Below are 26,642 nucleotides of genomic sequence, written 5' to 3'. Positions count from 1 at the left end.
TCAAAGGGCTTACGGGAGTGTCTGTCTGGGGTGGCGACCTGGTAGGCCCGTCGTCGCGGGTGCCGGACCTGCCCGTCGCTGTGTTGTTGGCACTCGGCGTGGCCGAGTGCCAGGTCTGAGATTATGACGCGCTTAGCACTCGGTCAAGCGGAGTGCCAATGCCACGCCGGGCGCGCCGTGCGCGGGCGCCCATCGGAGCCCGGTCCGGCGGACGCCGGAGGCGCGGGACAATGGACGGTGTGGATCTCGACGCGTTCTCGGCCCTGCTGACCGACGAGGGGCAGCGACTGCTGACCGTCCTCCGCGACTACGACCCCGCGGCCGAGATCGCCACCGCGACCCGGCTGCGCCGGGAGCACGACGCGGCGCTCGTCTCGGCGGCGCTCACCCAGGCGCGGCTGCGGCAGCGGGCGGAGGCGAAGTTCGGCGAGGACGCGTACGCGATGTACTTCACGCCCGACGGGGTGGAGCAGTCGACGCGCGCTTCGGTGGCGCGGCACCGGGCGGAGCGGTTCGCGACCCTCGGGGTGCGGCGGCTGGCGGACCTGTGCTGCGGGATCGGCGGCGACGCGATCCCGCTGGCACGCGCCGGGGTGACGGTGCTGGCGGTCGACCGCGATCCCCTGACGTGCGCGGTGGCGCGGGCCAACGCGCGGGCGCTGGGGCTCGCGGAACGCATCGAGGTGCGCTGCGCGGACGTCACCGATGTGGGGACGGACGGCTGCGACGCGGTGTTCGTGGACCCGGCCCGGCGCGGCGGACGCGGCAGGATCTTCGACCCGGAGGCGTACTCCCCGCCGCTGTCGTGGGCCGTGGCGGCGGCGCGCAGGACACCCCTGGCCGCGCTCAAGGTCGCGCCGGGCATCCCGCACGAGGCCGTGCCGGAGGACGCGGAGGCGGAGTGGGTCTCCGACCACGGCGACGTGAAGGAGGCCGTGCTGTGGTTCGGCACGGCCTCGGGCACCCGCCGGGCGACACTGCTGCCCTCCGGCGCCACCCTGCCCGCCGCCGGCCTGCCCGACCCCGCGGTGCGCCCGGTCGGGCGCTGGCTGTACGAGCCCGACGGCGCGGTCATCCGGGCCCACCTGGTCGCGGACGTCGCGGCGCAGGTCGGAGGCGGTCTTATCGACGAGACCATCGCGTACGTCACTTCGGACGAGCCGCACAGCACGCCCTACGCCTCCGCGTACGAGATCACCGACGTGCTCCCCTTCAACCTCAAGCGGCTCAAGGCGCTGCTGCGCGAACGCGAGGTCGGCGTGCTGACCGTCAAGAAGCGGGGCTCCGCGGTCGAACCCGAGGAACTGCGCCGCCGGGTCAGGCCCCAGGGCCCCAACGCGGCGACGGTCTTTCTGACGCGGGTGGCGGGCGCGCCCACGATGCTGCTCGGGTCGCCCGCCTGATTTTTCCCCGCCCTCCCACCCGTGTGCCCTGTGAAGTCTGGGCGGCCCGACGCGCGTGCGGGGGTGGGCCGGGGCGCGTGACTTCACAGGGCTGGGGGCACCCCCGGCCGAAGGTTGGGGGAGGGAGGGCGGGCGGGGGAGAAACCTACCCGCGCAGAAACGCCCCGCACTCGGGTCAGGCCACAGCCTCGAAGCGCCAGCGGTGGACGGCGCGCCGCGCCAGCCCCTCCGCCGGCTCGGGCAGTTCGGGGAGCTCCGCGTCGTACGGGGCGTCCCACCAGGTGATGACGAGGACCCGGTCCCCGGGGGCGGAGAAGGTCTCGCGGCGCAACGGCGCGGGCGTCAGCGTCTGCGCGCGCACCCACGCCAGGAGTTCGGGCCCGCGGCCCTCCGCGGCGCGGGCCTCCCACATCAGGGCGACGGTCATGACGAGTAGAGGTTGTCCTTGCTGAGCTCGTGCACGTGATCGTGGGTGTGGGTGTGCCCGGGCACGGACACGTCCGTGACCAGCAGGGAGGAGTCCGCCGGCAGGTCCCACGTCGAGGACGGGCGGCCGCGGGCCACCATCTCCGCCCCGAGCGCCGCGACCATCGCGCCGTTGTCGGTGCAGAGTTTGGGCCGCGGCACGCGCAGGATGATGCCCGCGTCCTCGCAGCGTTCCTGGGCCAGCGAGCGCAGCCGGCTGTTGGCCGCGACGCCGCCGCCGATCATGAGGTGGTCGACGCCGTTGTCCTTACAGGCGCGGATCGCCTTGCGGGTCAGCACGTCCGCCACGGCCTCCTGGAAGGACGCGGCGACGTCCGCGACGGGCACGTCCTCGCCCTCCCGGCGCTTGGACTCGATCCAGCGGGCCACGGCCGTCTTCAGCCCGGAGAAGGAGAAGTCGTACAGCGGGTCCCGCCCGCCCGTCAGGCCGCGCGGGAAGCGGATGGCGGCCCGGTCGCCCTCGCGCGCGACGCGGTCGATGGCCGGGCCGCCGGGGAAGCCGAGGCCCAGCACGCGTGCGACCTTGTCGAAGGCCTCGCCCGCCGCGTCGTCGATGGTCGCTCCGAGCGGCCGCACGTCGCCGGTGATGTCCGGCGCCAGCAGCAGCGAGGAGTGCCCGCCGGAGACCAGCAGGGCCATCGTGGGCTCCGGCAGCGCGCCGTGCTCCAGTTGGTCGACGCAGATGTGGGACGCCAGGTGGTTCACGCCGTACAGCGGCTTGCCGAGCGCGTACGCGTACGCCTTGGCGGCCGAGACGCCGACCAGCAGCGCGCCCGCCAGGCCCGGCCCGGCGGTGACGGCGATGCCGTCCAGGTCGGAGGCGGCGACCCCGGCCTCCTTCAGCGCGCGCTGGATGGTGGGGACCATCGCCTCCAGATGGGCGCGGCTGGCGACCTCGGGGACGACGCCGCCGAATCGGGCGTGCTCGTCCACGCTGGACGCGACCGCGTCGGCCAGCAGCGTGTGACCTCGTACGATGCCGACACCGGTCTCGTCGCAGGACGTCTCGATGCCGAGGACAAGGGGCTCGTCAGCCATGGGTCGTCTCAGTTCCTTGTAGACCTGGTGTTTCTCGTGTGTCCGCAGGCGCCGCCGCCGTCAGGTCGCCGAGCCGCATGACGAGGGCGTCGACGTTGCCGGGCTGGTAGTAGCCGCGCCGGAATCCGATCGGCTCGAAGCCGAAGCGCTCGTACAGCCGCTGGGCGCGGATGTTGTCGATCCGCACCTCCAGCAGCACCTCGTGGCACTCGAACGCCGTGGCCTGGTGCAGCAGTTCGCGCAGCAGGCGGGCGCCGAGGCCGGTGCCCCACTGGTCGCGGGCGGCGGCGATGGTCTGCACGTCGCCGGTGCCGGCCACGGCGGCCAGGCCGGCGTAGCCGACCAGGCGCCCGTCCGCCTCGGCGACGACGTAGTGCCGGGTCGCCGCCGGGTGCCGGGCGTCGGCGAGTTCGGACCAGAACATGCCGCGCGACCAGGCGTCGTCGGGGAAGAGCAGCTCCTCCAGCTCCATCACCGGCTCCAGGTCCCACCAGCGCATCTCGCGCAGGACGGCGGTCACTTCGGCAGGACCGCCTTGTAACCGGCCGGGACCTGCGCGTCCGGGCGGCGCAGGTAGAGCGGCAGCGGGGGGAGGAACTCCTCGCCCTCCGCCAGCTTCGCCGCGGCGAGCGAGGCCAGCGCGGCGGCGGACTGGTCGGCGGGCGGGCGGACGTCGGTGAAGACGTCCGGGTACAGCGCGGCGCCCGCGCCCACCGCGGGCAGGCCCGCGACGCGTTCGGCGATCTCGGCCGGGTGGTCCACGGCCGGGTCGCCGACCCGGCCGCGCGGTCCCTCGTAGCGGGCCCAGTAGACCTCCTTGCGGCGGGCGTCGGTGGCCACGACGAAGGGGCCGTCGATCCCGGCGGCGTACGCCAGGCCGTCCAGCGTGCAGAGCCCGTGCACGGGCACCCCGAGGACGTCCCCGAACGCGGCGGCGGTCACCAGGCCCACGCGCAGGCCCGTGTAGGGCCCCGGGCCGACGCCGACCACGAGCCCGGTCACGGCGGCCGGCCCGGTGCCCGCCTCCCGCAGCACCCGGTCCACGGCGGGCATCAGCAGCTCGCCGTGCCTGCGCGCGTCGATCTCCGTCGACTCGGCGAGCACGCGGTGCCCGTCGTGCAGGGCGACGGTGACGGCGGGGGTGGCGGTGTCGAAGGCAAGCAGCAGCACGCGTTCAGCCTACGGCGTTCACCGGGGCGGCCCTGCCGGTACCGGGGTGTTCGCCGGTACGGGGGCGGCGCTCGGGTCCCGCCCGCACCGGCTGCTAACGTCAACCTGAGCCTGACGCCCCACTACCGGAGGACCCCGTGGCAAGGATCGGTTCAGGGACGATCGTGACCGGACTGACCGCAGCCGCCCTGGCCGCCGTCGGCGTGCTCGCCGTCCAGGCCTCCAGCTCCGCCACGGAGGTGGCCGCCGGGGGTGTGGCGGTGTCCACGGACAACGGCAGCACCGCGCCCACCGACGGTGCCTCCCACTCTCCGGGCAAGAAGCACGAGCTGCCCGCCGCCTCCGGCAGCGGCCGCCGCGTGGTCTACTCGCTGCGCCAGGACCGCGTCTGGCTGGTGAGCGACGCGGGCAAGGTACGCCGCACCTACGTCGTGGTGCCGGGCACGGTGGATCCCGGCCCGGGGACGTACGACGTGACCACGCGCAGTGCCAGCGGCACCGGCGGCGACGGGGTCCCGATCGAGCACGTGGTGCGCTTCGCGTCCGTCGACGACGTGATCGTCGGCTTCAGCGCCGCCCGCGACGGCTCGCTGCCCGGCACGTCCGACGGCTCGCAGCAGACCGGTGGCATCCGCGAGAAGCGCAAGGACGGCGCGGCCCTGTGGAACTTCGCCACGATCGACACCAAGGTCGTGGTCGTCCGCTGAGGACGACCGTCCCCGCGGGCATTGCGAAATCACCCGACCGGGTGAACGGCCGACCGGCCCTATGCCGCGTCGGCCTCCGGGGCCGCGGTCCCGCCCGCGGTGGTGGTCCGCGCGTCGGGGTCGTCGGGCGCCGCGGGCTCGTCCGGTGACTTCGGGGGCGTGCTGACCGCCTTCGCCGCGTCACACGCGGCGAGCAGTGCCTGCACCGAGTAGCCCGGCTCCGGCTCCGGCACCTTGTGGGCCGACATGGTTGCCTCCTGGGGCGGGGGGCGGTGTGGTCCGAGGGGCTGGAGGTTAGGCAGCCCTAACTTCTCCTCGCACTCCAGAAGAACACGTGACCCGTGCCCGGCGCAACATCTTCCCGACACCTTGTCGGAACGGTTACTCCCCCAGCGCGGCCAGGTCCTCCCCGGCCCAGCGGGCGCCGACCCCGGTGACGACCACTTCGCGCACGTCGTGGTCCTCCTGCCCGTTCCCGGACGCGACCTCGCCGACCGCGCGGTGGATCACCAGCTGCAGACGGTCCTCGGACAGCTCCTCGACCTTGCCCTCGCCCCATTCGACGACCACGACCGACTCCGGGAGCGAGACGTCCAGGTCCAGGTCCTCCATCTCGTCCAGGCCGCCGGAGAGCCGGTACGCGTCCACGTGCACCAGCGCCGGCCCGCCGGTCAGCGACGGGTGGACCCGCGCGATCACGAAGGTCGGCGACGTCACCGCGCCGCGCACGCCCATGGCCTCGCCCAGACCGCGGGTCAGTGTCGTCTTGCCCGCGCCCAAGTCCCCGCTGAGCAGGACGAGATCACCCGCCCGCAGCAGCGGCGCGAGGCGCTGCCCCAGCTCCCGCATCCGCTCGGGGGTCTTGACGACGACCCGGACCGCTTCCCTGCCGATGGCTTCCATGCCCATGTGCCCGAATGCTACGCGCCGCCGGTGACCGCGTGCCCGGACCGGTCCTGCTGCCGAGGCACCACCGGCCGCGCCGCGGCCAGCTCGCGCAGCACCTGGGGTACGGGGGCACGCGAGGCGTCCGCCGCCTCGGCGAGCAGCGCGGCGAGATGGGTGTTGACCAGGTCCGGCTGCTCCAGCATCACCAGATGGCCGGCGCCGGGGACGACGACCAGCTCGGTGTCGGGCAGCCGCTCGGCGATGGCCCGGCTGTGCTCACTGGGCGTCAGCAGGTCCTTGTCCCCCGCGAGCACCAGTCCGGGCAGGCCGTCCAGGACGTCCAGCGCCTCGCTCTTCTCGTGCTCCGTGAAGGCCGGGTAGAACTCGGCGACCACGTCGATCGGCGTCGACTCGATCATCCGCTCGGCGAACCGCGCGACCGCGGGGTCGACGTCCGAGCCGAACGAGTAGCGCTTGATGATCCCGGCGAAAAGGTCGGCCGTCGCCCGGCGTCCCCGCTCCACCAGGTCCACCTGGGTGCCCAGGATCCGCAGCACCCCCGGCGCCAGCGCCCGCAGCGCCCGCGCTCCCGCCGCTGGCAGGCCCAGCGTCACACTGGCGAGCTTGCCGGAGGACGTGCCGACGAAGGCGAAGCCCACCACGCGCTCCCGGACGAACTCGGGGAACTGGTCGGCCAGCGCCATGACCGTCATGCCGCCCATGGAGTGCCCGACCAGCACCACCGGGCCCTCCGGCACGGCGGCGTCGACGACCCGCTTCAGGTCGCGGCCGAGCTGGTCGATGGTGGCGGGCTCGCCGCCCGCCTGGTCGTTGCCGCGACCGGAGCGGCCGTGGCTGCGCTGGTCCCAGTACACCGCGCGCACCACGCCGCGCAGGACCGCGCGCTGGAAGTGCCAGGAGTCCTGGTTGAGGCAGTAGCCGTGGCTGAAGACCACGGTGGGCGGGGCGCTCTGGCCGCCGCGCCGGAACAGGCCCCACCGGCGGGCCGGCGGGACCGGGTCGGCGGCGGCCGGCTCGGCCTCCTCGACCTCGTAGTACAACTCGGTGCCGTCCTCGGCGGCCACCCGCCCCGGCATGCCGCGCAGCGACCCGTAGGGTCCGGCCACATCGAGGGCGAGGCGCGCGCGCCGGCGCATGCTGCGGCCGACCGTGACGCGCTCCAGCGCCACACCGGCGGCGGCACCTGCCGCGACGACGCCGATGGCGGCGCCGGCTATCCCGGCGCTGCGCCAGCGACCGGACGACAGCAATCCGCCCGGACCGCCCGTGACGGCCTCCGCGACCGCCTCCGCGGCCCCGGCCACCGCCTCGGCCGCCTCCACCGCTTTCCCCGCCGTGTTACCGCTCTCGGACCCGCTCATGTCGTCTTCGCTGCTTCCCCTCGGCTACGCGGTTACGTACCCACGTAGACGCGCGGCACCCGGCTGCCGATCCGGGTGACGATCTCGTAGGCGATGGTGCCGGCGGCACGTGCCCAGTCCTCGGCGGTCGGCTCACCGCGGTCGCCGGGGCCGAACACCACCGCTTCGTCGCCGGCCTCGGCGTGGTCGCCGCCGAGGTCCACGACGAACTGGTCCATCGCCACCCGGCCCGCGGCGGTCCGCCACTTGCCCGCCACCAGCACCGGTCCGGTGCCCGAGGCGTGCCGCGGAACGCCGTCCGCGTAGCCGAGGGGGACGAGGGCGAGGGTGGTGTCGCCCGGCGTCGTGTAGTGGTGGCCGTAGCTGACGCCGTGGCCGCCGGGCACCCGCTTGACCGAGGCCAGGCGGGCCGAGAGCGTCATCACCGGCCGCAGCCCGAACTCCTCCGGGCCGCCGACCTGGGGGATCGGCGAGATCCCGTACATCGCGACGCCGGTCCGCACGAGGTCGAAGTGCGCCTCGGGCAGCGTGAGCGTCGCCGGGGAGTTGGCCATGTGCCGCACCTCCGGGCGCAGTCCGGCGCGCGCGGCGCTCTCCAGCGCGGCGTGGAAGACGGCCAGCTGGGCGGCGTTGGAGGGGTGCCCCGGCTCGTCGGCGCACGCGAAGTGCGACCACAGACCGGTCACCTTGACCAGCCCCGCCTCCTCGGCGGCACGGGCGGCGGCCACCAGGTCCGCCCAGTCCCCGGGCTGGGCGCCGTTGCGGCCCAGCCCGGTGTCCGCCTTGAGCTGCACCCGGGCGGTACGGCCGGCCGCCTCGGCCGCCGCGGCCGCCTCGCGCAGCGCCCACAGGCCGCTGATCGTCACATCGATGCCGGCCTCGACGGCGTCGCGCCACGGCCCGTTCGGCGTCCACAGCCAGCACAGCACCGGCGCGGTGATCCCCGCGGCGCGCAGCGCCAGCGCCTCCTCGGGCGTGGCGACGCCGAGCCAGGCGGCGCCGGCCTCCAGCGCCGCCCGGGCACACGGGACCATGCCGTGGCCGTAGGCGTCCGCCTTGACCACGGCCATCAGCCCGGAACGGGGCGCGCGGGCGCGCAGCGCCGCGACGTTCGACCGCAGCGCGGCGAGATCGATCGTGGCCTGGGCGCGCAGATTTGTCTCATCCATCGCGCCCAGTGTCTCAGGCCCGCCCGGTGCGACCGTCACGTGCCGGATTTGTGCCCGAAGACATGCACCTGGTCGTGCAGCTTCAGCAGGTTCCACAGCCGTCCCGCGTCGGGCGTGGACAGGTTGACGCAGCCGTGCGAGCCCGGCGCGCGGTAGACGCTGCCGGTGATGGCGTGCAGGGCCTGGCCGCCGCTGAAGAACTGGCTGAAGGGCATGGGGGCGTCGTAGATGTCGGACACATGGTCACGGTGGCGCCAGTAGACCTTGAAGCGCCCCGTGCGGGTCGCGAAGCCCGTGCGGCCGCTGCGCATCGAGACCGGCCCGAAGACCACGTTCGTCGCGCTGGTCTGCACCCACAGGATCTGCCGGGTGAGGTCCACGCACGCCACGCGCTTCCCCTTGGCCGGCGTCAGGCACTGGCGGCCGGCGTTCGGGCCCTGCTGGATGGCCAGGTCCAGGCGCAGGTGGCCGAAGGTGGTGGGCCCGGCGAACCCGGTGTCCGGCAGGATGTCGCTCGACTGCTGGTAGCGCTGGATGGCGTAGCAGTCGTCCTCGGACTGCTTCCCGTCCACGCGCAGCCCCAGAAGCCGCTCCACGTCCCGCTGGTACGGGCCGGCGAGCGGCGTGCAGTACGGCGACAGACGGCCCGCGGCGGCCTCGTCCGGGGGCAGCCACTCGACCTGCTGCGGGTCGACGGGCTGCATCTCCTCCTCGGCCTCGTCCTCGTCGTAGTCGCCCCTGTTCTCCTCGGCGTCGTGCGAGTGGTCCACGTGCTTGGGCGGCAGACCCTGGTCCGGGGTGTCGGTGGGCGACGGCAGGTCGTACTGCTGGTACGGAACCCCCGCGACGTAGTCCTCGAGCTTCACGGGGTGGTGATCATCGGCGGAGGCCGTCGTCTCGGCGCCCAGAGCGGACAGGACGACCAGGGCGACGGTGCACAACCGCGCCCCCCGGCAGGCGTACGTTCTTCCCATGCCTTGACGCATAGACGCGGCGTCGCCCGCCGGAACACTCCACGGGCGGACTCCACCCGTTTCGCCCAGCTACGATCTGACGCTCCGCCAGGCATCGGGAACCGCGGCGGCCACGTCGTCCGCCGCGACCGGCGCCCCCACCGGACCGGAGGCGACGCGCGCCGCGAGGCCGTGCAGATACGCGCCGGCGGACGCGGCGTCACGTGCCGTAAGGCCCGCGGCGAGCAGCGAGCCGGTGATGCCGGAGAGCACGTCCCCGCTGCCGGCCGTGGCCAGCCAGGGCGTCCCCGTCGGGTTGACCCGGACCGGCACGGCCGGGTCCGGGGCCGCCACGAGCGTCGTGGAGCCCTTCAGCAGCGCCGTCGCGCCGAACTCCGCCGCCAGACGCCGTACGAAGGCCAGCCGGGCCGCCTCGACCTCCTCCCGGGCCACGCCCAGCAGCGCGGCCGCCTCGCCCGCGTGCGGGGTCAGCACAGTCGGCGCGAAGCGCTCACGCACGGCTTCGCGATCCAGCAGGCGCAGCCCGTCCGCGTCCACGAGCACCGGCACGTCGGAGGCGAGCACATCCTCCACGGACCGCCGCGCCTCCGGCCCGTCGCCGAGCCCCGGGCCGACCACCCACGCCTGCACCCGGCCTGCCTTGTGCGGCGGCCCCGCCGACACCAGCGCCTCCGGGAAGCGCGCGATCACCGCCCGCGCGCCCGGGCCCACGTACCGCACCGCCCCCGCGCCCGCGCGCAGCGCGCCCGCCACCGCGAGCACGGCGGCGCCGGGGTAGCGCTCCGACCCCGCGACGACACCGACCACACCGCGGCGGTACTTGTCGCTCTCGGCCGACGGGTGTGGCAGCAGCGCCGCCACGTCCGCGTGCTGCAGCGCCTCCAGGTCCGGGGCGGGCTGGTCCAGGCCGATGTCGATCAGGCGCAACGCGCCCGCGTACTCGGCCGCGGGGTCGATGAGCAGGCCCGGCTTGTAGGTGCCGAACGTCACCGTCATGTCGGCCCGGACCGCCGCGCCGCGGACCTCGCCGGTGTCCGCGTCCACCCCGCTGGGCAGGTCGACGGCCACCACGATCGCGGGCGCCGCGTGCGCGGCCTCCGCCAGCGGCACCGCCTCCGGGCGCAGTCCGCCCTTGCCGCCGATGCCCACGATGCCGTCCAGCACGAGGTCGGCGCGGTGGATCAGCGCCTCTGCGTCCGCCTCCTGCGGGGTCACCGCCCGTCCGCCCGCGGCACGCAGGGCCGCCAGGCCGCCGCGGTGGGCCCTCTCCGGGGCGAGCAGCACCGCGGTCACGCCCGCCCCGCGCCGGGCGAGCCGCGCGCCCGCGTACAGGGCGTCACCGCCGTTGTCCCCGCTGCCGGTCAGCACGACGACGCGGGCGCCGTATGCGCCGCCGCCGAGCGCTGTCGCGCAGGCCGCGGCGAGGCCTGCGGCGGCGCGCTGCATCAGTGCGCCCTCCGGCACCCGGGACATGAGCTCGCGCTCGGCGGCCCTGACGTTCTCCACGCTGTGCGCAACCCGCATGTGCCCCATGTTCCCATCGCCGCCCCGATGTTGCGCGGGGTGGCCGCGTGCCCGCTTTTCCCGCCCGCCCTCCCTCCCGTGTGCCCTGTGAAGTCAGTGACCCCGGCGCCCGTTTCGTTGGGTGCCGGGTTCGGGGCCTCCGGGGCTGGCCATTCTGGACAGCACATTTCGGTGCCTCAGGCACTCTGCGTTGGTCACCCCGGGTTGTGCACCCAAATATGCTCCACAGTCCAGAACGCCCACCCCTACGACCCCGCCCCCTCCGTAGTAGCAAGCGCCTGATCCTCAGTGGGGGGTGGAAGGCAGCCATGGCACAGGCCCAGGGTTGGTGCGGCGGCACATCAGCCGCCCAGCCGTCACCGCCCACACCGACGGAGGTGATCCAGGCAACCGCAGTCGCCCGGACCGCCTCCAAACCCCCCACTGGGGATCAGGCGCATGACGAAACGGAGGGGGCGGGGGAGTTGGGGGCACCCCCGGCCGAAGGCTGGGGGAGGGTGGGTGTTCTGGACGGTGCGGGATATTTGTGTGCACCATCCGGGGCGGGACGGGATGAGCAGGTGCTGGAAACGCACGTAAATATCCCAGTCCAGAATGGCCAGCCCCGGAGGCACCGCACCCGGCCCACCCCGCACGCGCGCCGGGCCGCCCAGACTTCACAGGGCACACGGGAGGGCGGGCGGGGGAGAAACCTCACCGCACACACAACGGCGCCCCGCGCCGTGCGGCTAGCCCTCCGCGATGACGACCGCCGACGCAACCCCCGCGTCATGACTGAGCGAGACATGCCACACCCGCACCCCCAGCGCCTCCGCCGCCGCCGCGACCGTGCCCCGCACGACAAGGCGGGGCTGCCCCGAATCCTCCGTGACGACCTCCGCGTCCGCCCAGTGGAGCCCCCCAGGGGCTCCCAGCGCCTTCGCGACCGCCTCCTTCGCGGCGAAGCGCGCCGCGAGGGAGGCGGTGCCGCGACGGGCCCCGCTGGGGAGGTGGAGTTCGCCGGGGAGGAAGAGCCGTTCGGCCAGGCCGGGGGTGCGATCCAGGGACTCCCCGAAGCGGTCGATCTCGGCGACGTCGATGCCGACCCCGATGATCACGCGGGCCCCCGGGTCATTCGACGGTGACGGACTTCGCGAGGTTGCGCGGCTGGTCCACCTCGTTGCCGCGGGCCGTGGCCAGCTCGCAGGCGAAGACCTGCAGCGGCACGGTCGCCACCAGCGGCTGCAGCAGGGTCGGCGTCTGCGGCACGCGGATGAGGTGGTCGGCGTAGGGGACGACGGACTCGTCGCCCTCCTCGGCGATGACGATCGTGCGGGCGCCGCGGGCGCGGATCTCCTGGATGTTGGAGACGATCTTGTCGTGGAGCACGGACCGCCCGCGCGGGGAGGGGACGACCACGACGACCGGCAGGTCGTCCTCGATGAGCGCGATGGGCCCGTGCTTGAGCTCGCCGGCGGCGAAGCCCTCGGCGTGCATGTAGGCGAGCTCCTTGAGCTTGAGCGCGCCTTCGAGGGCGACGGGGTAGCCGACGTGGCGTCCGAGGAAGAGGACGGTGTTCTTGTCCGCCAGGGAGCGGGCCAGTTCGCGCACCGGCTCCATGGTCTCCAGCACCTGCTCGACCTGCTGGGAGATGTGCGAGAGCTCGCGGATGACGGCGGTGATCTCGTCGCCCCACTTGGTGCCGCGCACCTGCCCGAGGTAGAGGGCGACGAGGTAGCAGGCCACCACCTGGGTGAGGAACGCCTTGGTGGAGGCGACGGCGACCTCGGGGCCCGCGTGGGTGTACAGGACCGCGTCGGACTCGCGGGGGATGGTCGAGCCGTTGGTGTTGCAGATCGCGAGCACCCTGGAGCCCTGCTCGCGCGCGTGGCGCAGCGCCATGAGGGTGTCCATGGTCTCGCCGGACTGGCTGATGGCGACGACGAGGCTGCGCGAGTCGAGGATCGGGTCGCGGTAGCGGAACTCGCTGGCGAGCTCGACCTCGCAGGGCACCCGGGTCCAGTGCTCGATCGCGTACTTGGCGATCATGCCGGCGTGGAAGGCGGTGCCGCAGGCGACGATCACGATCTTGTCGATCTCGCGCAGCACGTGGGTGGGGATGCGGACCTCGTCCAGCGTGAGCAGGCCGCTCGCGTCGATCCGGCCCAGCAGTGTGTCGGCGACCGCCTTGGGCTGCTCGGCGATCTCCTTGAGCATGAAGTAGTCGTAGCCGCCCTTCTCGGCGGCGGAGGCGTCCCAGTCGATGTGGTACGGCCGGACCTCGGCGGGCTTGCCCTCGAAGTCGGTGACGGTGACGCCCTCCCGGCGCAGCTCGACGACCTGGTCCTGGCCGAGCTCGATCGCCTCGCGGGTGTGGTCGATGAAGGCCGAGACATCGGAGGCGAGGAAGTTCTCGCCGTCGCCGACGCCCACGACGAGCGGGGAGTTGCGGCGGGCACCCACCACGACGTCCGGCTCGTCGGCGTGGACGGCGACCAGTGTGAAGGCGCCGTCCAGGCGGCGGCAGACCTGGCGCATGGCCTCGGTGAGGTCGCCGGTGGAGGAGTACGCCTCGGCGAGCAGGTGGGCGACTGCCTCGGTGTCGGTCTCGGAGAGCAGGTCGTGGCCGCGCTCGGCGAGCTCCGCGCGCAGGGCGGCGAAGTTCTCGATGATGCCGTTGTGGACGACGGCGACCCGGCCCGCGTTGTCCAGGTGCGGGTGCGCGTTGGCGTCGGTGGGGCCGCCGTGGGTGGCCCAGCGGGTGTGGCCGATGCCGGCCGGGCCGGTCGGCAGCGGGCGCTCGTCCAGCAGCTTCTCCAGGTTGGCGAGCTTGCCCGCCTTCTTGGCCGCCGCCATGCCCCCGTCCGCCAGGACCGCGACGCCGGCCGAGTCGTACCCCCGGTACTCCAGACGCTTCAGACCTGCGATGACCACATCGAGGGCGGACTGCCCGCCCACGTATCCAACGATTCCGCACATGAGGAGAACTCTAAGCGGCGAGCGCCCGCCGCCGAAGCCGGAGCCGACCGCCCGGATGCCCGGGAGGCCGGGCATCCGGGCGCCGGAGGGCGCTCGGTCAGGTCCGCGCGCGGTAGGCGCGCATCACCAGGGGCACGAACACGACGGCGATTCCGGCGGCCCACAGCAGCGACCACATCAGCGGGCCCGCGACCTCGCCGCTGCCGGTCAGCAGCGCCCGCACCGCGTCGGCCAGACGGGTGACGGGATTGACCTCGGCCCAGGCCTTGAGCCAGCCCGGCATCGTGTCGGCCCGCACGAAGGCGCTGGAGGTGAAGGTGAGCGGCATCACCAGGACGAACCCGAAGGTCATCACCTTCTCCGGCTCGGAGACCAGCATCCCGATGAGCAGCGTCATCCAGGACATCGCCAGCGCGAAGACCAGCAGCAGACCCGCCGCGCCGAGCACGCCGGGGACGCCGCCGTTCACGTCGAAGCCCATCACCATGCCGAGGCCGAGCATCAGCAGCAGCGACCAGAGCTGCTTGCCGAGGTCGGCCACGACGCGCCCCATGAGCGGCGCGGAGCGGGCGATCGGCAGGGAGCGCAGCCGGTCCAGGACCCCCTTGGTGAGGTCGATGTTGAGGCCCATCGCGGTGTTCATCGTCGCGAAGAGCGCGTTCTGCACGATGATCCCGGGGAGCGCGTACTGCAGATAGGCCTCCGGCGAACCGGCCATCTGGCCGCCGAAGACGTAGGTGAACAGCAGCACGAACATGATGGGCTGGACGCTGAGGTCCATCAGCTCCATCGGGTTGTGCTTGATCTGCACCAGGTTGCGCCAGGCGAGGGTGCAGGTCTGCTGCAGCCCGTCCCAGGGCCGCACCTTGGCGGCCGGCGCCACATCAAGCGTCACGGCGCTCATACCAGGGCCTCCGTCTTGTCCTCGTCGGTCGTCGTCTCGTCCGCCGCGCGGTGCCCGGTCAGGGACAGGAACACCTCGTCGAGGCTGGAGCGGCGCAGCGTGAGCTCGCCCACCCGCACCCCGGCCTCGTCCAGCCGGCGTACGACGGCGGGCATGAGTTCCGGGTCGTTCACCGGCGCGGTCACCACGCCGTTCTCCACCGTGGCCGCCGGACCGGCGATCACCGAGACCAGCGCGTGCACCTTGTGCAGTTCTCCGGCGTCCATCGGGCGCACCTGGAGCACCTGGCCGCCGACCTGTTCCTTGAGGCCGTCGGGGGTGCCCTCGGCGATCACGCGGCCGCGGTCGATGACGGCGATGTCGTCGGCGAGCTGGTCGGCCTCCTCCAGGTACTGCGTGGTCAGCAGGACGGTCGTGCCGTCCCCGACCAGGCCGCGGACGATGTCCCACAACTCGTTGCGGCTGTGCGGGTCCAGGCCGGTGGTGGGCTCGTCGAGGAAGAGGATGCGGGGCCGGCCGACCAGGCTCGCGGCCAGGTCGAGGCGGCGGCGCATGCCGCCGGAGTACGTCTTGGCGGCCCTTCCGCCCGCGTCGGACAGCCGGAAGTCCTCCAGCAGGCCGGTCGCCCGGGCCCGGGCCTCGCGCCGGGGCAGGCCGAGCAGGCGCGCGATCATCAGCAGGTTCTCGTGGCCGGTGAGCATCTCGTCCACCGCGGCGTACTGCCCGGTGAGACCGACCAGGGCGCGCACGGCGCCCGCCTCCCGTACGACGTCGTGCCCGCCGACCAGAGCGCGGCCGCCGTCCGGCCGCAGCAGGGTGGCGAGGATGCGCACCGCGGTGGTCTTGCCGGCCCCGTTCGGGCCGAGCACGCCGAGCACGGTGCCCGTGCGCGCGGCCAGGTCGACGCCGGACAGGGCCTCCGTCTCCTTGAAGCGTTTGACCAGGCCCTCCGCCTGGATCGCGTAACTCATCCGCGATGTCCTCCCCGTGCTGATTCCTACGGTCTTCGTGCGATGCGCACCACTGTCCTCTCCCCCACTGACAACGGGCTGACAGGCGGCTGACAGCCGGTCGGTGCGCCGCCGGGCGACCCCGCCGCGAGCGCCGTTCATCCCGGCGCAACAATGAATCCGTGCCGCCGACCACTTCGCCCCACCAGACGCGCCGCCGCGCCGAGCCGACCCCGTACGTGGACCTGACCCGGGCGGAGTGGAGCGCGCTGCGCGACCGCACGCCGCTGCCGCTCTCGGCTCAGGAGGTCGAACGGCTGCGGGGCCTGGGCGACGTCATCGACCTGGACGAGGTGATCGACGTCTACCTGCCGCTGTCGCGGCTGCTGAACCTCTACGTCGGTGCCACCCACGGCCTGCGCGGCGCGGTCAACACCTTCCTGGACGACATGGGGGGCGGCCACGGCACCCAGGCCGGCACGCCCTTCGTCATCGGGGTCGCGGGCAGCGTGGCGGTCGGCAAGTCCACCACCGCGCGCATCCTCCAGGCGCTGCTGGCCCGCTGGCCGGAGCACCCCCGGGTGGAACTCGTCACCACCGACGGTTTCCTGCTCCCCAAGGCCGAGCTGGAGCGCCGCGGGCTGATGTCGCGCAAGGGCTTCCCCGAGTCGTACGACCGCCGGGCGCTCACCCGTTTCGTCGCCGATGTGAAGGCCGGCAAGGACGAGGTGCGCGCGCCGGTCTACTCCCACCTGATCTACGACATCGTGCCCGACGGGGAACTGGTCGTCCGGCGCCCGGACATCCTCATCGTGGAGGGTCTCAACGTCCTGCAGCCGGCCCTGCCCGGCAAGGACGGCCGCACGCGCGTGGCGCTCGCCGACTACTTCGACTTCAGCGTGTACGTGGACGCGCGCACCGAGGACATCGAGCAGTGGTACCTGGCGCGCTTCCGCAAGCTGCGCGAGACCGCCTTCCAGAACCCGCTGTCGTACTTCCACCGCTACACCGAGGTCTCCGAGGAGGAGGCCATGGAGTACGGCCGGCACACGTGGCGCGCCATCAACCAGCCGAACCTGGTCCAGAACGTCCTGCCCACCCGCGGCCGGGCCACGCTGGTGCTGCGCAAGGGCGCCGACCACAAGGTGCAGAAGCTGTCCCTGCGCAAGCTCTAGGCGAGCGCGGGGGGGGGCCGGTCGTCCTGGCGCCGGGGCGACGCCAGGACGGGGAGTGTCCTCGGTCCGGCCGGGGGGGCTAGCCGAGCGCGGACTTCACCGCGTCGGCGAGCCGGCCGGCCACCGAGCGGGCGTGGTCGATGTCGGCGGCCTCGACCATGACGCGCACCAGCGGCTCGGTGCCCGACGAGCGCAGCAGGACACGGCCGGTGGTGCCCAGCTCGGCCTCGGCCTCTTCCACGGCGGCGGTGAGCTCGGGCGAGGAGTGCACGCGGTGCTTGTCCACGTCACGCACGTTGACCAGCACCTGCGGCAGCCGCTCCATGACCTGCGCCAGGTCGGCCAGCGTGCGGCCGGTGGCGCTCACGCGGGCGGCCAGCATCAGGCCGGTCAGGGTGCCGTCACCGGTGGTGGCGTGGTCCAGGATGATCACGTGGCCCGACTGCTCGCCGCCGAGCGCGTAGCCGTGCTCCTTCATGGACTCCAGCACATAGCGGTCGCCGACGGCGGTCTGGATCAGGTCGATCCCCTCGCGCTCCATGGCGAGCTTGAAGCCCAGGTTGGACATGACGGTCGCGACGACGGTGTTCTTGCGCAGCCGGTCCGCCTCGCGCAGGGCGAGCGCCAGGACGGCCAGGATCTGGTCGCCGTCGACCTCGTTGCCGAGGTGGTCCACGGCCAGGCAGCGGTCGGCGTCGCCGTCGTGGGCGATGCCGAGGTCAGCGCCGTGCTCGATGACGGCGGCCTTGAGCAGGTCCAGGTGCGTGGAGCCGCAGCCGTCATTGATGTTGAGGCCGTCCGGCTGGGTGCCGATCGTGATCACCTCGGCGCCCGCGCGGGTGAAGGCCTCGGGCGAGACGCGGGCCGCGGCGCCGTGCGCCTCGTCCAGCACGATCGTCAGCCCGTCGAGGCGGTTGGGCAGGACGCCGATCAGATGGGCGACGTACTGGTCGAAGCCCTCGTCGTAGTCCCGGACCCGGCCGACGCCGGCGCCCGTCGGGCGGTCCCAGGGCGCCCCGGTGCGGTGCTCGTCGTAGACGGCCTCGATGCGGTCCTCCAGCTCGTCGGCGAGCTTGTGACCGCCCCGGGCGAAGAACTTGACGCCGTTGTCGGGCATCGGGTTGTGGCTCGCGGAGAGCATCACGCCCAGGTCCGCGCCGAGCGCCCCGGTGAGATACGCCACAGCCGGGGTCGGCAGCACGCCCACCCGCAGGACGTCCACGCCGGCGCTGGCGAGTCCCGCCACCACCGCCGCCTCCAGGAACTCTCCGGACGCCCGCGGATCACGCCCCACCACGGCCACCGGCTTGTGGCCTTCGAAGGTGCCCGCCTCGGCGAGCACATGCGCCGCCGCGACCGACAGCCCGAGCGCCAGCTCGGCTGTCAGGTCGGCGTTGGCGACACCGCGCACACCGTCCGTACCGAAGAGTCGTCCCACAGTCATTCCTCCGAGATATGCCGTGCGGCGCCTCGCTCACCCGGTGAGGCGTCTTTCCAGGTATACGCTCCCACCCCCCGAAATGCGTACGCCCCGGAGACGCACAAAGTGCCTCCGGGGCGTACGTGAGTGCAACGCAGCGCGCGACGCGAGATTAGCGCTTGCTGTACTGCGGAGCCTTGCGGGCCTTCTTCAGACCGGCCTTCTTGCGCTCGATCTCGCGAGCGTCGCGGGTCAGGAAGCCGGCCTTCTTGAGCGGACCGCGGTTGTTGTCCACGTCCGCCTCGTTCAGCGCACGGGCGACGCCCAGGCGCAGCGCACCGGCCTGGCCGGAGATGCCGCCGCCGTTGATGCGGGCGATGACGTCGTAACGGCCGTCGAGCTCAAGGATCTTGAACGGCTCGTTGACTTCCTGCTGGTGCACCTTGTTGGGGAAGTACTCCTCCAGGGTGCGACCGTTGATGGTCCACTTGCCGGTGCCCGGGATGATCCGGACGCGGGCGACGGACTCCTTGCGGCGGCCCGTGCCGGCGGCCGGCTGGGGCTCGCCGAAGCGGGATGCGAGGGACTCGGAGGTGTACTCCTCCGGGATCTCGATGGTCTCCACGATCTCGCCGTCCTCGACGAGAGGGGTCTCAGCGGTGGTCTCGGCCACGATTCTCCTCAGATGCTTTCTGTGTTGACGGTGGCCGGGACTAGCCCTGCGCGACCTGGCTGATCTCGAACGGAACCGGCTGCTGAGCGCCGTGCGGGTGCTCGGCACCCGCGTAGACCTTCAGCTTCGAGAGCATCTGACGGCCCAGGGTGTTCTTGGGCAGCATTCCCTTGACGGCCTTCTCGATGGCCTTCTCCGGGTTCTTGTCGAGCAGCTCGTCGTAACGAACGGAGCGGAGACCGCCGGGGAAACCGGAGTGGCGGTAGGCCAGCTTCTGCTGCTTCTTGTTGCCGGACAGGTGCACCTTGTCGGCGTTGATGATGATGACGAAGTCACCAGTGTCAACGTGAGGCGCGTACACCGGCTTGTGCTTGCCCCGGAGGAGGGACGCGGTGTGGGCCGCCAGTCGGCCCAGGACGACGTCCTGCGCGTCGATGACGTGCCACTGGCGCTGGACATCGCCGGGCTTGGGGCTGAACGTACGCACGGTCGTAGCCTTCGCTTCTTCAGTGAGTGGGTACTGACAAGGCCACCCGGACGATCACGACAGCCCTGTCGCCCCGCGGCGACGCAACCGCTGGACGAACGCTGGTCATCGGCCCGGTGGACCGGCGTAGCGGCCTCTCACGTGAGAACGAGCAAGCCAATACGCATAACGAACCTGCAGAATACCCGCGCCGCCCTGTTCGGGTCAAAACGCGTCGCCGCGGCCGTGTGCGGGCGCTTCCGCACAGGGCCGCGCGCCCCCTCCGCACCGCGGCTCCGCCGCGTCCCCGCTACCGCTCCCGCGCCACGCGTGACTCGTCCCACACCGGCTCCGGCACCTCCCGGAGGACCCCGTCGGCGCCGAAGACGACGAAACGGTCGAAGCTGCGGGCGAACCAGCGGTCGTGCGTCACCGCGAGCACGGTCCCGTCGAACGCCTCCAGGCCCTCCTGGAGGGCCTCCGCCGACTCCAGGTCGAGGTTGTCCGTCGGCTCGTCCAACAGCAGCGCCGTCGTCCCCGAGAGCTCCAGCAGCAGGATCTGGAAGCGCGCCTGCTGCCCGCCGGACAGCTGGTCGAAGCGCTGGTCGCCCTGGCGGTCCAGCTCGTACCGCCGCAGGGCGGACATCGCCTTGCCGCGGTCGCGGGCGTGCTCCGTCCACAGGATGTCGACAAGGGTGCGCCCGAGCAGCTCCGGATGCGCGTGGGTCTGCGCGAAGTGCCCCGGCACGACCCGGGCGCCCAGCTTCCACTGCCCGGTGTGCCGGACGCCGGCGTCCCCGGCCAGCAGCCGCAGGAAGTGCGACTTGCCGGAGCCGTTCGACCCCAGCACCGCGACCCGCTCCCCGTAGAAGACCTCCAGGTCGAAGGGCTTCATCAGCCCGGTCAGCTCCAGCCGCTCGCAGGTGACGGCGCGCACGCCGGTGCGCCCGCCGGACAGCCGCATGCGGATGTCCTGCTCGCGCGGCGGCTCCTGCGGCGGCCCCGCGTCCTCGAATCTCTTCAGCCGGGTCTGCGCGGCCCGGTAGCGGGAGGCCATGTCGGGGCTGATCGCGGCCTGCTGACGCAGGGTCAGCACCAGCTTCTTCAGCTTGGCGTGCTCCTCCTCCCAGCGCCGCCGCAGCTCCTCGAAGCGGGCGAAGCGCTCGCGGCGCGCCTCGTGGTACGTGCCGAAGCCGCTGCCGTGCACCCACACGTCCGACCCCGCGGGCCCCGGCTCCACGGAGACGATCTTCTCGGCGGAGCGGGCCAGCAGCTCGCGGTCGTGGGAGACGAACAGCACGGTCTTGCGGGTCTGCCGCAGCTGCTCCTCCAGCCAGCGCTTGCCGGGCACGTCCAGATAGTTGTCCGGCTCGTCCAGCAGCAGCACCTCGTCGGTGCCGCGCAGCAGCGCCTCCAGGACGAGCCGTTTCTGCTCGCCGCCCGACAGCGTCCGCACCTCGCGCCACTGCGCGCGCTCGTACGGGACGCCGAGCGCGGCCATGGTGCACATGTCCCAGACCGTCTCGGCCTCGTAGCCGCGTGCCTCCGCCCAGTCGCTCAGCGCCTGCGCGTACGCGAGCTGTGCGGCCTCGTCGTCCTGCGCCATGATCTCCAGCTCGGCGGCGTCCACGGCCCCGGCCGCCTCGCGGATGCGGGGCGGGGAGACCGACACCAGCAGGTCGCGCACCGTGCGGTCGTCCCGCACCGAGCCGACGAACTGCGGCATCACGCCGAGTCCGCCGCCGACGGTGACCGTGCCGCCGTGCGGCTTCAACTCCCCCGAGATCAGCCGCAAAAGCGTCGTCTTGCCCGCGCCGTTCGCCCCCACGAGGGCCACCGCGGCGCCTTCGCCCACCCGGAACGAGACATCGCCGAGCAGCACCCGCCCGTCCGGCAGGTAGTACTCCAGATGTGCAACGTCGACATGTCCCATGTCCTGGATTCTCGTTGCGCGGCCGCCCGCCGCCAAACGGGTTTTCTCCTCTATAGAATCCGCGCCATGACTGAAGGGCCGCAGCAGCCGTACAACCCGAACCAGGGATGGACCGCACCACAGGGGCCGCACAGCACGCCCCGGACGCCCGGGGAACAGCGCCAGGTACTGCGAGGCAACATCGTCGGCGGCCCGGACCACCAGCCGCAGCAACCCGCCTGGACGCCGCCCGCCGAATGGGCGCCGCCGCTGCCCGGTCAGGGCACCCGCGGCCCGTCGCAGCAGCAACAGCAACAGCAACAGCAGTTCGGCCCGCCGCCCACCGGCGAGCCCGACTGGTCGGCGCTGGCGGAGGAGACCGAGTCCCGGGCCCGGCGCCGCAGGCTCTACTTCATAGGCGGCGGCGTCCTCGCCGTCGCCGCCGTCGCGGGGATCGTCGCCACCGCCGTGGTCAGCTCCGGCCGGCCGTCGGCCTCCCCCACCCCGACCGCCTCGTCCGCCCCCTCCGAGGTGGCGCTGCCGCCGGAGCCCTCGTTCTCCGAGGTCTCCCCGCCGCCGCAGCTCAACCCGCTGGACTTCATCTCGGACCGCAAGAAGGACACCGCCCCGCTGTCGGTGGCGGGGCTGTTCCCCGGCAAGAAGCTCGTTTGGGGCGGCCGTACGTACACCAAGGCCGCCGCCAAGGAGGGGAGCTGCTCCTCCGCGGCCTCGGCCGGCCTCGCCGCCGTGCTGCGGAAGAACGGCTGCAGCAAGATCCTGCGCGTCACCTACGTCGGCGGCAAGGTCGCCGTCACCGTCGGTGTGGCCGTCTTCGACGACCAGTCCGCGGCCGGCAAGGCCAAGTCGCAGGCCAAGGGGTACGTCCTGCCGCTGTCCGGCGGCGGTGTGGGCACCTTCTGCCACGCCACCTCGTGCCGGACGACCACCAACGCCAAGGGCCGCTACGCGTACTTCACCATCGCCGGGCTGAAGAACAACGGACGCATCACCGCCTCCGACACCGTTGCCAGGCAGGCCGGCAAGGACGGCTCCGACTACGCCTTCAACCGCATCGTCCAGCGCGGCAAGGACCAGGCCGCCGCCGCTATGGCCTCCGCCGTGGCCTCCCCGGACAACTGACCCGCCCCTCTCCCCCCGCGACCCGGACCGGAACGGCATGCCCTCCCTGCGTACGCTGCTGACCCTCCCCCGCATGCTCCGCCACGGCACCGCCGTCGGCGCCGGGCTGCCGCCGGACGAGGCCGTCGTGCTCGACGTGCCCGGCGCCCCGCTGCGCGCCGCGCTGGCCGCGGCGGGCGCCGGCGACCACGCCCCGGCCCGGGACCTGCTGTCGGCCACCCGGCTGGGCTGCGAGTGGGAGCGGCGCGACGTGTACGTGGCGGAGATGGCGCAGTTCGCGCTGCACAACCCCGGCTGGCTGGACGCCTGGCTGGCGGCCTCCCCCGGCGACCCGGACGCGACGCTGGTCAAGGCCGACCTGTCCATCCTCCAGGCCTGGGAGATACGCAGCGGCGCCCGCGCCAAGGACGTCGCGCCCGAGCAGTTCAAGGCCTTCTTCGCCCTGCTCAAGGACGCCGTCCCGGTGATCGGCAGCGCCGCCGAGCTCAACCCCTCCGACCCCGTGCCGTGGCGCATCGCCCTCACCCACGCCCGCGGCATCCAGGCCTCCCGCGAGATCTTCGACGCCTACTGGGCCGAGGCCGTCGAGCGTTCGCCGCACCACTACGGCTGCCACGCCACCGCGCTGCAGTACCTGTGCGCGAAGTGGTACGGCTCACACGAGGAGATGTTCGACTTCGCCGAGCACGCCGCCGAGGAGTCGCTGCCCGGATCGAAGATCAACGCCCTGCCGCTGCTGGCCGCCGTGGAGTACGACATCGTCGCCGGCGGTGCCGCCGGCGACGGCGAGGACGGCGAGGACGTCATCGACCCGGCCCGGCTCGCCGCCGCCGTCGACCGCGCCCTGGAGCTGTCCACCTGGTACGACCCCGGCGACCCGGAGGCCGCCGGCTTCCGCAACCACCTGGCCCTGATGCTGCTGCGGGCGAGCCGCTGGGAGGAGGCGCTGGCCGTCTTCCGGGACATCGGCGTGCACGCCACGAGCCTGCCCTGGGCGTACCTGGGCGCCGACCCGCTCCAGGAGTTCCTCGACTTCCGCACCGGCGTGCGCATGCAGGTCGCCACCCGCACGCGGTTCTTCCACGCTCCGCCGCGGCCGCCGGTTTCCGCCAGTCCCCCGGAGTGGGCCCCGCGCGCCCTCGCGGTCGCCGCGGCGCCGCTGCCCGCCGTCGCCCAGGCCGCGCTGCTCTGCCGCACGGGGCTGCGGCTGGCGCCCGCCGGGAGGCGCTTCACCTACGTCGAGCTGACCGGCGAGGGCAGTCTCGCGGGCGTGGTGGACCTGTTCACGGCGGGCGAGAAGTGGCCCGCGATCGTGCTTCAGCGGTCCGGCGACCGCTACGGGATCACGCTCTCCTCGCGCGGCAGGAGGCTGGCCGCCCATGAATGGGCACCCGGCGCGCCGGTCCCCTCCCTCGACAGGGCCGGCTCCACCGCCGCCGCCCTCGCGGCCGCCTTCGGCATACCCGACGCACGGCCCCTGACGTCCCTGCTGCGCGGCACGGACGCGCCCGCACGGCGGCTCGCGGACACCGCCGCCGCCCTGGGCCTGCCGGCCCTCCCGGTCGGCTTCGGGGACCACCCCGCCGTCCTCGACGGGCTCCCCGGCGCGCAGATACTGGCCCAGCGGGGCTTCCTGACCGGCGTGAAGGACTCGCTCACCACGGATGAGAGCGCCCTGTCCTTCCCGCCCCCGGGCACCCCTTTGCGGCTGCCCTACCGCTGGTGGCTGCTGCGGGCCCTCTACCTGTTCTTCCTGCTGCCGGGCGCCGCCTTCACCTGGTACAGCGCCTTCCACGGCCACCTGCGCGCGGTCCCGCTCGTGGTGACGTCCCTGGGCGCGGCCTACGTCCTCGCCCAGGTCATCGCGGCCCTGCGCCGCCGCTAGACGCTCCGCGGGCGACCGGTGTGTCCCCCGCGGGCCCGTCGTGGCTGGTCGCGCAGTTCCCCGCGCGCCTTCAAGGCACATTCCCACGCCGGACACTCAGGCGCGGCCTACGTCCGCGCCAGGGTTGCCGCTGCGGATCCGTCCCGGCCGGCGGCCGCTCCGTCTGAAGGCCGGTACCCCCACTGCGAGCCCGTCGTGGTTTGTCGCGCAGTTCCCCGCGCCCCCTTCGGGGCACGCCACCGCTCAGGTAGCCGCCGACCTGCACCCGACGCCGGAGCCGCTACGCACACCGCGGGCCCGTCGTGGCCGGTCGCGCAGTTCCCCGCGCCCATTCGGGGGCGCGAATCGGGTGCGCCCCACCACGGCACGTTCAGGCGTCGGTGGGGGTCGCGGGGGCGCAGGGGAGGGTGCGCATGTTGCGTGCTTCGCGGTTGCGCGCCGCGAGCTGGTCGTCCGGGGGGTAGCCGACCTCTTCCAGCGTCAGTCCGTGGGGTCGCACGACGTTGACCGCCGAGTGCCGCACGCGTCCGGCCAGCACCTCGCCGGGGAAGCCCTCCGCGCGGTGCCCGTCGCCGACCAGCAGCATGGCCCCGACCAGCGCCCGCACCATGTTGTGGCAGAACGCGTCCGCACGGACGGTCGCCACGGCCACCCCGGAGGGATCGCGCTCCCAGTGCAGCTCCAGCAGGGTGCGGATGGTGGTCGCGCCCTCGCGCTTCTTGCAGTACGCCGCGAAGTCGTGCTCCCCGAGCAGCCTCTCGGCCGCCGCGTTCATGAGGTCGACGTCGACCGGCCGGTCGTGCCACAGCACATGGCCCCGCAGCAGCGGGTCGACACCGCCCTGGTGGTCGCCGACGCGGTAGGCGTAGCGCCGCCAGACCGCCGAGAACCGCGCGTTGAAGCCCGCCGGGGCCTGTCCGACCCGCCACACCCGGACGTCCCAGGGCAGCCGCCCGGCCAGCCGCCGCAGCAGCTTGTCGCCTTCCCGGGCCCACACGTCCTGCGGCAGGTCCACGTGCGCGACCTGTCCCCGCGCGTGCACGCCCGCGTCCGTGCGCCCGGCCACGGTCAGGTCGACCGGGTCCGGCAACCGCAGCACGGTCTGGAGGGCCGACTCCAGCTCGCCCTGCACGGTCCTCCGGCTGCGCTGCTTCGCCCAGCCGGAGAACTCGGCGCCGTCGTACGCCAGGTCCAGCCGCACCCGGACGAAGCCGGGCGCCACCTCGTCACTCACAACCCACTCCACACTCCACCGGTCCCTCAAACGGAACGGGCCCGCCCCCAGCAATCTGGGTGCGGGCCCGTCCGAGTACGCCTTACGCGTCCTTGGACTCCTCGGCCGGAGCCTCGGCAGCCTCGGCCTTGTCCTCGACCTCGGCGGGAGCCTCGGTCTTGGTCTCGGCCTCCTTGACCGCGCGCTTGGTCGCGGCCTCCGCCTCGCCCGTGGCCTGCTGGGCCACGGTCAGCGCCTCCACCAGCTCGATGACCGCCATCGGCGCGTTGTCGCCGCGACGGTTACCGATCTTGGTGATGCGGGTGTAGCCACCCGGGCGGTTCTCGTACCGCGGGGCGATCTCGGTGAAGAGCGTGTGGACGATGCTCTTGTCCGTGATCGTCTGCAGCACCAGGCGACGGTTGTGGATGTCGCCCTTCTTCGCCTTGGTGATCAGGCGCTCCGCGACCGGACGCAGACGGCGCGCCTTGGCCTCGGTGGTGGTGATGCGGCCGTGCTCGAACAGCGACTTCGCGAGGTTCGCGAGAAGCAGACGCTCGTGCGCGGCGCTGCCGCCCAGACGGGCACCCTTGGCGGGCTTCGGCATGGTGTTTCTCCTCAATCTCTGCACCGGCCGTGTCAGGTACCGGTGTCAGGGCCCCCCAAGCGGGCGCCTGGGGGCAGTCAGATCAGTACTGCTCGGTCTCGACGAAACCGGCGTCGACGTCGTCGTCCGCGCCGAAGGCGTCGGCCGCGGCGGTCGGGTCGAATCCGGGCGGGCTGTCCTTGAGGGCCAGGCCCATTCCGGCCAGCTTCGCCTTGACCTCGTCGATCGACTTCGCACCGAAGTTGCGGATGTCGAGCAGGTCGGCCTCGGAACGCGCCACGAGCTCACCCACGGAGTGGATGCCCTCGCGCTTGAGGCAGTTGTAGGAACGGACGGTGAGCTCGAGCTCCTCGATCGGGAGCGCGAGGTCGGCCGCCAGGGCGGCGTCCGTCGGGGACGGGCCCATGTCGATGCCCTCGGCGTCGACGTTCAGCTCGCGGGCGAGACCGAACAGCTCGACCAGCGTCTTACCGGCCGACGCCACCGCGTCACGGGGACGCATCGCCGGCTTGGTCTCGACGTCGACGACCAGCTTGTCGAAGTCGGTGCGCTGCTCGACACGGGTCGCCTCGACCTTGTAGCTGACCTTGAGCACCGG

26 protein-coding genes are annotated in these 26,642 nt (G+C 73.1%); 5 read left to right on the top strand and 21 right to left on the bottom strand.

Going from position 1 to position 26,642, the window contains the following annotated elements; all coding sequences use genetic code 11:
• Positions 1-230: 230 nt before the first annotated feature.
• The gene (locus ACFWVC_RS26645) at positions 231-1,403 is read left to right on the top strand and encodes a methyltransferase domain-containing protein (RefSeq protein ID WP_384291265.1); all 1,173 of its coding nucleotides are present in this window, start codon (positions 231-233) and stop codon (positions 1,401-1,403) included.
• A gap of 175 nt (positions 1,404-1,578) precedes the next feature.
• On the opposite strand, the gene ACFWVC_RS26640 is transcribed toward ACFWVC_RS26645, so the two are convergent.
• From ACFWVC_RS26640 to tsaB, 4 genes are read right to left on the bottom strand one after another with little or no spacing between them, the layout of a single operon-like run.
• Entirely contained in the window at positions 1,579-1,830 is a 252-nt protein-coding gene (locus ACFWVC_RS26640) for a hypothetical protein (protein WP_384291260.1), read from the bottom strand.
• Positions 1,827-2,927: a tRNA (adenosine(37)-N6)-threonylcarbamoyltransferase complex transferase subunit TsaD gene (gene tsaD / locus ACFWVC_RS26635; protein WP_384291255.1), complete on the bottom strand. Its 1,101-nt coding sequence runs from the start codon at positions 2,925-2,927 to the stop codon at positions 1,827-1,829. Before tsaD ends, ACFWVC_RS26640 begins: the two co-directional genes overlap by 4 nt.
• Positions 2,920-3,447, bottom strand: coding sequence for a ribosomal protein S18-alanine N-acetyltransferase (gene rimI / locus ACFWVC_RS26630; protein WP_384291250.1), 528 nt, complete (start codon positions 3,445-3,447; stop codon positions 2,920-2,922). Before rimI ends, tsaD begins: the two co-directional genes overlap by 8 nt.
• Positions 3,444-4,097 carry a tRNA (adenosine(37)-N6)-threonylcarbamoyltransferase complex dimerization subunit type 1 TsaB gene (gene tsaB / locus ACFWVC_RS26625; RefSeq protein ID WP_384291245.1) on the bottom strand — a complete coding sequence of 218 codons (654 nt, stop codon included), beginning with the start codon at positions 4,095-4,097 and terminating at the stop codon, positions 3,444-3,446. The genes rimI and tsaB overlap by 4 nt, the downstream gene beginning before the upstream one ends.
• Positions 4,098-4,261: 164 nt before the next feature.
• On the opposite strand from tsaB, the gene ACFWVC_RS26620 reads away from it, so the two are divergent.
• A complete protein-coding gene (locus ACFWVC_RS26620; protein WP_384291240.1) occupies positions 4,262-4,804 on the top strand; it encodes a hypothetical protein in 543 nt (180 codons plus the stop codon).
• A gap of 59 nt (positions 4,805-4,863) precedes the next feature.
• Here the strand turns inward: ACFWVC_RS26620 and ACFWVC_RS26615 are convergent, their stop codons facing one another.
• The 10 genes from ACFWVC_RS26615 to ACFWVC_RS26570 form a co-directional block, all read right to left on the bottom strand.
• Positions 4,864-5,052 carry a hypothetical protein gene (locus ACFWVC_RS26615; RefSeq protein WP_384291234.1) on the bottom strand — a complete coding sequence of 63 codons (189 nt, stop codon included), beginning with the start codon at positions 5,050-5,052 and terminating at the stop codon, positions 4,864-4,866.
• A 133-nt stretch (positions 5,053-5,185) separates the two neighbouring features.
• The gene (tsaE, locus tag ACFWVC_RS26610; protein WP_384291229.1) at positions 5,186-5,713 is read right to left on the bottom strand and encodes a tRNA (adenosine(37)-N6)-threonylcarbamoyltransferase complex ATPase subunit type 1 TsaE; all 528 of its coding nucleotides are present in this window, start codon (positions 5,711-5,713) and stop codon (positions 5,186-5,188) included.
• Between the two features lie 11 nt (positions 5,714-5,724).
• A complete protein-coding gene (locus tag ACFWVC_RS26605; RefSeq protein WP_384291224.1) occupies positions 5,725-7,074 on the bottom strand; it encodes an alpha/beta fold hydrolase in 1,350 nt (449 codons plus the stop codon).
• 32 nt (positions 7,075-7,106) lie between these two features.
• The gene (gene alr / locus ACFWVC_RS26600) at positions 7,107-8,243 is read right to left on the bottom strand and encodes an alanine racemase (protein WP_384291221.1); all 1,137 of its coding nucleotides are present in this window, start codon (positions 8,241-8,243) and stop codon (positions 7,107-7,109) included.
• Between the two features lie 35 nt (positions 8,244-8,278).
• On the bottom strand, positions 8,279-9,217 hold the full coding sequence (locus ACFWVC_RS26595; protein ID WP_384291215.1) for a L,D-transpeptidase: 939 nt from the start codon (positions 9,215-9,217) through the stop codon (positions 8,279-8,281).
• 69 nt (positions 9,218-9,286) lie between these two features.
• Entirely contained in the window at positions 9,287-10,741 is a 1,455-nt protein-coding gene (locus ACFWVC_RS26590) for an NAD(P)H-hydrate dehydratase (RefSeq protein WP_384291211.1), read from the bottom strand.
• A 728-nt stretch (positions 10,742-11,469) separates the two neighbouring features.
• The gene (locus ACFWVC_RS26585) at positions 11,470-11,838 is read right to left on the bottom strand and encodes a holo-ACP synthase (RefSeq protein WP_384291206.1); all 369 of its coding nucleotides are present in this window, start codon (positions 11,836-11,838) and stop codon (positions 11,470-11,472) included.
• Between the two features lie 13 nt (positions 11,839-11,851).
• The gene (gene glmS / locus ACFWVC_RS26580; protein ID WP_384291202.1) at positions 11,852-13,699 is read right to left on the bottom strand and encodes a glutamine--fructose-6-phosphate transaminase (isomerizing); all 1,848 of its coding nucleotides are present in this window, start codon (positions 13,697-13,699) and stop codon (positions 11,852-11,854) included.
• Between the two features lie 97 nt (positions 13,700-13,796).
• On the bottom strand, positions 13,797-14,603 hold the full coding sequence (locus ACFWVC_RS26575) for an ABC transporter permease (protein ID WP_384291198.1): 807 nt from the start codon (positions 14,601-14,603) through the stop codon (positions 13,797-13,799).
• Positions 14,600-15,574: an ATP-binding cassette domain-containing protein gene (locus ACFWVC_RS26570; protein WP_384291194.1), complete on the bottom strand. Its 975-nt coding sequence runs from the start codon at positions 15,572-15,574 to the stop codon at positions 14,600-14,602. The genes ACFWVC_RS26575 and ACFWVC_RS26570 overlap by 4 nt, the downstream gene beginning before the upstream one ends.
• A 161-nt stretch (positions 15,575-15,735) precedes the next feature.
• On the opposite strand from ACFWVC_RS26570, the gene coaA reads away from it, so the two are divergent.
• Positions 15,736-16,728, top strand: coding sequence for a type I pantothenate kinase (coaA, locus tag ACFWVC_RS26565; RefSeq protein ID WP_384291188.1), 993 nt, complete (start codon positions 15,736-15,738; stop codon positions 16,726-16,728).
• A gap of 79 nt (positions 16,729-16,807) precedes the next feature.
• Here the strand turns inward: coaA and glmM are convergent, their stop codons facing one another.
• The 4 genes from glmM to ACFWVC_RS26545 form a co-directional block, all read right to left on the bottom strand.
• Positions 16,808-18,166, bottom strand: a complete 1,359-nt coding sequence (gene glmM, locus ACFWVC_RS26560) for a phosphoglucosamine mutase (protein ID WP_384291182.1) — start codon at positions 18,164-18,166, stop codon at positions 16,808-16,810.
• 154 nt (positions 18,167-18,320) lie between these two features.
• Positions 18,321-18,821, bottom strand: coding sequence for a 30S ribosomal protein S9 (gene rpsI, locus ACFWVC_RS26555; protein ID WP_384291176.1), 501 nt, complete (start codon positions 18,819-18,821; stop codon positions 18,321-18,323).
• A gap of 40 nt (positions 18,822-18,861) precedes the next feature.
• Positions 18,862-19,308: a 50S ribosomal protein L13 gene (gene rplM, locus ACFWVC_RS26550; protein WP_319658506.1), complete on the bottom strand. Its 447-nt coding sequence runs from the start codon at positions 19,306-19,308 to the stop codon at positions 18,862-18,864.
• A gap of 289 nt (positions 19,309-19,597) precedes the next feature.
• Complete coding sequence (locus tag ACFWVC_RS26545) at positions 19,598-21,220, bottom strand: ATP-binding cassette domain-containing protein (RefSeq protein WP_384291168.1); 1,623 nt, start codon at positions 21,218-21,220, stop codon at positions 19,598-19,600.
• A gap of 66 nt (positions 21,221-21,286) precedes the next feature.
• Here ACFWVC_RS26545 and ACFWVC_RS26540 point away from each other — a divergent pair, with 66 nt between their 5' ends.
• A complete protein-coding gene (locus ACFWVC_RS26540) occupies positions 21,287-22,339 on the top strand; it encodes a hypothetical protein (protein ID WP_384291163.1) in 1,053 nt (350 codons plus the stop codon).
• 37 nt (positions 22,340-22,376) lie between these two features.
• Entirely contained in the window at positions 22,377-24,224 is a 1,848-nt protein-coding gene (locus ACFWVC_RS26535; protein ID WP_384291161.1) for a hypothetical protein, read from the top strand.
• A gap of 370 nt (positions 24,225-24,594) precedes the next feature.
• Here the strand turns inward: ACFWVC_RS26535 and truA are convergent, their stop codons facing one another.
• The 3 genes from truA to ACFWVC_RS26520 all read right to left on the bottom strand — a co-directional run.
• On the bottom strand, positions 24,595-25,458 hold the full coding sequence (truA, locus tag ACFWVC_RS26530) for a tRNA pseudouridine(38-40) synthase TruA (RefSeq protein ID WP_384291158.1): 864 nt from the start codon (positions 25,456-25,458) through the stop codon (positions 24,595-24,597).
• Positions 25,459-25,540: 82 nt separating this feature from the next.
• Positions 25,541-26,044, bottom strand: coding sequence for a 50S ribosomal protein L17 (gene rplQ / locus ACFWVC_RS26525; protein ID WP_319658500.1), 504 nt, complete (start codon positions 26,042-26,044; stop codon positions 25,541-25,543).
• 82 nt (positions 26,045-26,126) lie between these two features.
• Positions 26,127-26,642 (bottom strand): DNA-directed RNA polymerase subunit alpha C-terminal domain-containing protein (locus ACFWVC_RS26520; RefSeq protein WP_384291148.1); only part of this gene is annotated, 516 nt, incomplete at its 5' end.

This window comes from Streptomyces sp. NPDC058691 (genome assembly GCF_042714775.1).
Lineage (GTDB): Bacteria > Actinomycetota > Actinomycetes > Streptomycetales > Streptomycetaceae > Actinacidiphila.
This window is presented reverse-complemented; position numbering and strand designations above follow the sequence as displayed.

Coding starts and splice junctions, on each gene's coding strand:
- ACFWVC_RS26645 (WP_384291265.1), top strand. CDS start 231: ATGGACGGTGTGGATCTCGACGCGTTCTCGGCCCTGCTGACCGACGAG.
- ACFWVC_RS26640 (WP_384291260.1), bottom strand. CDS start 1,830: ATGACCGTCGCCCTGATGTGGGAGGCCCGCGCCGCGGAGGGCCGCGGG.
- tsaD (WP_384291255.1), bottom strand. CDS start 2,927: ATGGCTGACGAGCCCCTTGTCCTCGGCATCGAGACGTCCTGCGACGAG.
- ACFWVC_RS26615 (WP_384291234.1), bottom strand. CDS start 5,052: ATGTCGGCCCACAAGGTGCCGGAGCCGGAGCCGGGCTACTCGGTGCAG.
- tsaE (WP_384291229.1), bottom strand. CDS start 5,713: ATGGGCATGGAAGCCATCGGCAGGGAAGCGGTCCGGGTCGTCGTCAAG.
- ACFWVC_RS26605 (WP_384291224.1), bottom strand. CDS start 7,074: ATGAGCGGGTCCGAGAGCGGTAACACGGCGGGGAAAGCGGTGGAGGCG.
- alr (WP_384291221.1), bottom strand. CDS start 8,243: ATGGATGAGACAAATCTGCGCGCCCAGGCCACGATCGATCTCGCCGCG.
- ACFWVC_RS26595 (WP_384291215.1), bottom strand. CDS start 9,217: ATGGGAAGAACGTACGCCTGCCGGGGGGCGCGGTTGTGCACCGTCGCC.
- ACFWVC_RS26590 (WP_384291211.1), bottom strand. CDS start 10,741: ATGCGGGTTGCGCACAGCGTGGAGAACGTCAGGGCCGCCGAGCGCGAG.
- glmS (WP_384291202.1), bottom strand. CDS start 13,699: ATGTGCGGAATCGTTGGATACGTGGGCGGGCAGTCCGCCCTCGATGTG.
- ACFWVC_RS26575 (WP_384291198.1), bottom strand. CDS start 14,603: ATGAGCGCCGTGACGCTTGATGTGGCGCCGGCCGCCAAGGTGCGGCCC.
- ACFWVC_RS26570 (WP_384291194.1), bottom strand. CDS start 15,574: ATGAGTTACGCGATCCAGGCGGAGGGCCTGGTCAAACGCTTCAAGGAG.
- ACFWVC_RS26545 (WP_384291168.1), bottom strand. CDS start 21,220: ATGGGACATGTCGACGTTGCACATCTGGAGTACTACCTGCCGGACGGG.
- ACFWVC_RS26540 (WP_384291163.1), top strand. CDS start 21,287: ATGACTGAAGGGCCGCAGCAGCCGTACAACCCGAACCAGGGATGGACC.
- ACFWVC_RS26535 (WP_384291161.1), top strand. CDS start 22,377: ATGCCCTCCCTGCGTACGCTGCTGACCCTCCCCCGCATGCTCCGCCAC.
- rplQ (WP_319658500.1), bottom strand. CDS start 26,044: ATGCCGAAGCCCGCCAAGGGTGCCCGTCTGGGCGGCAGCGCCGCGCAC.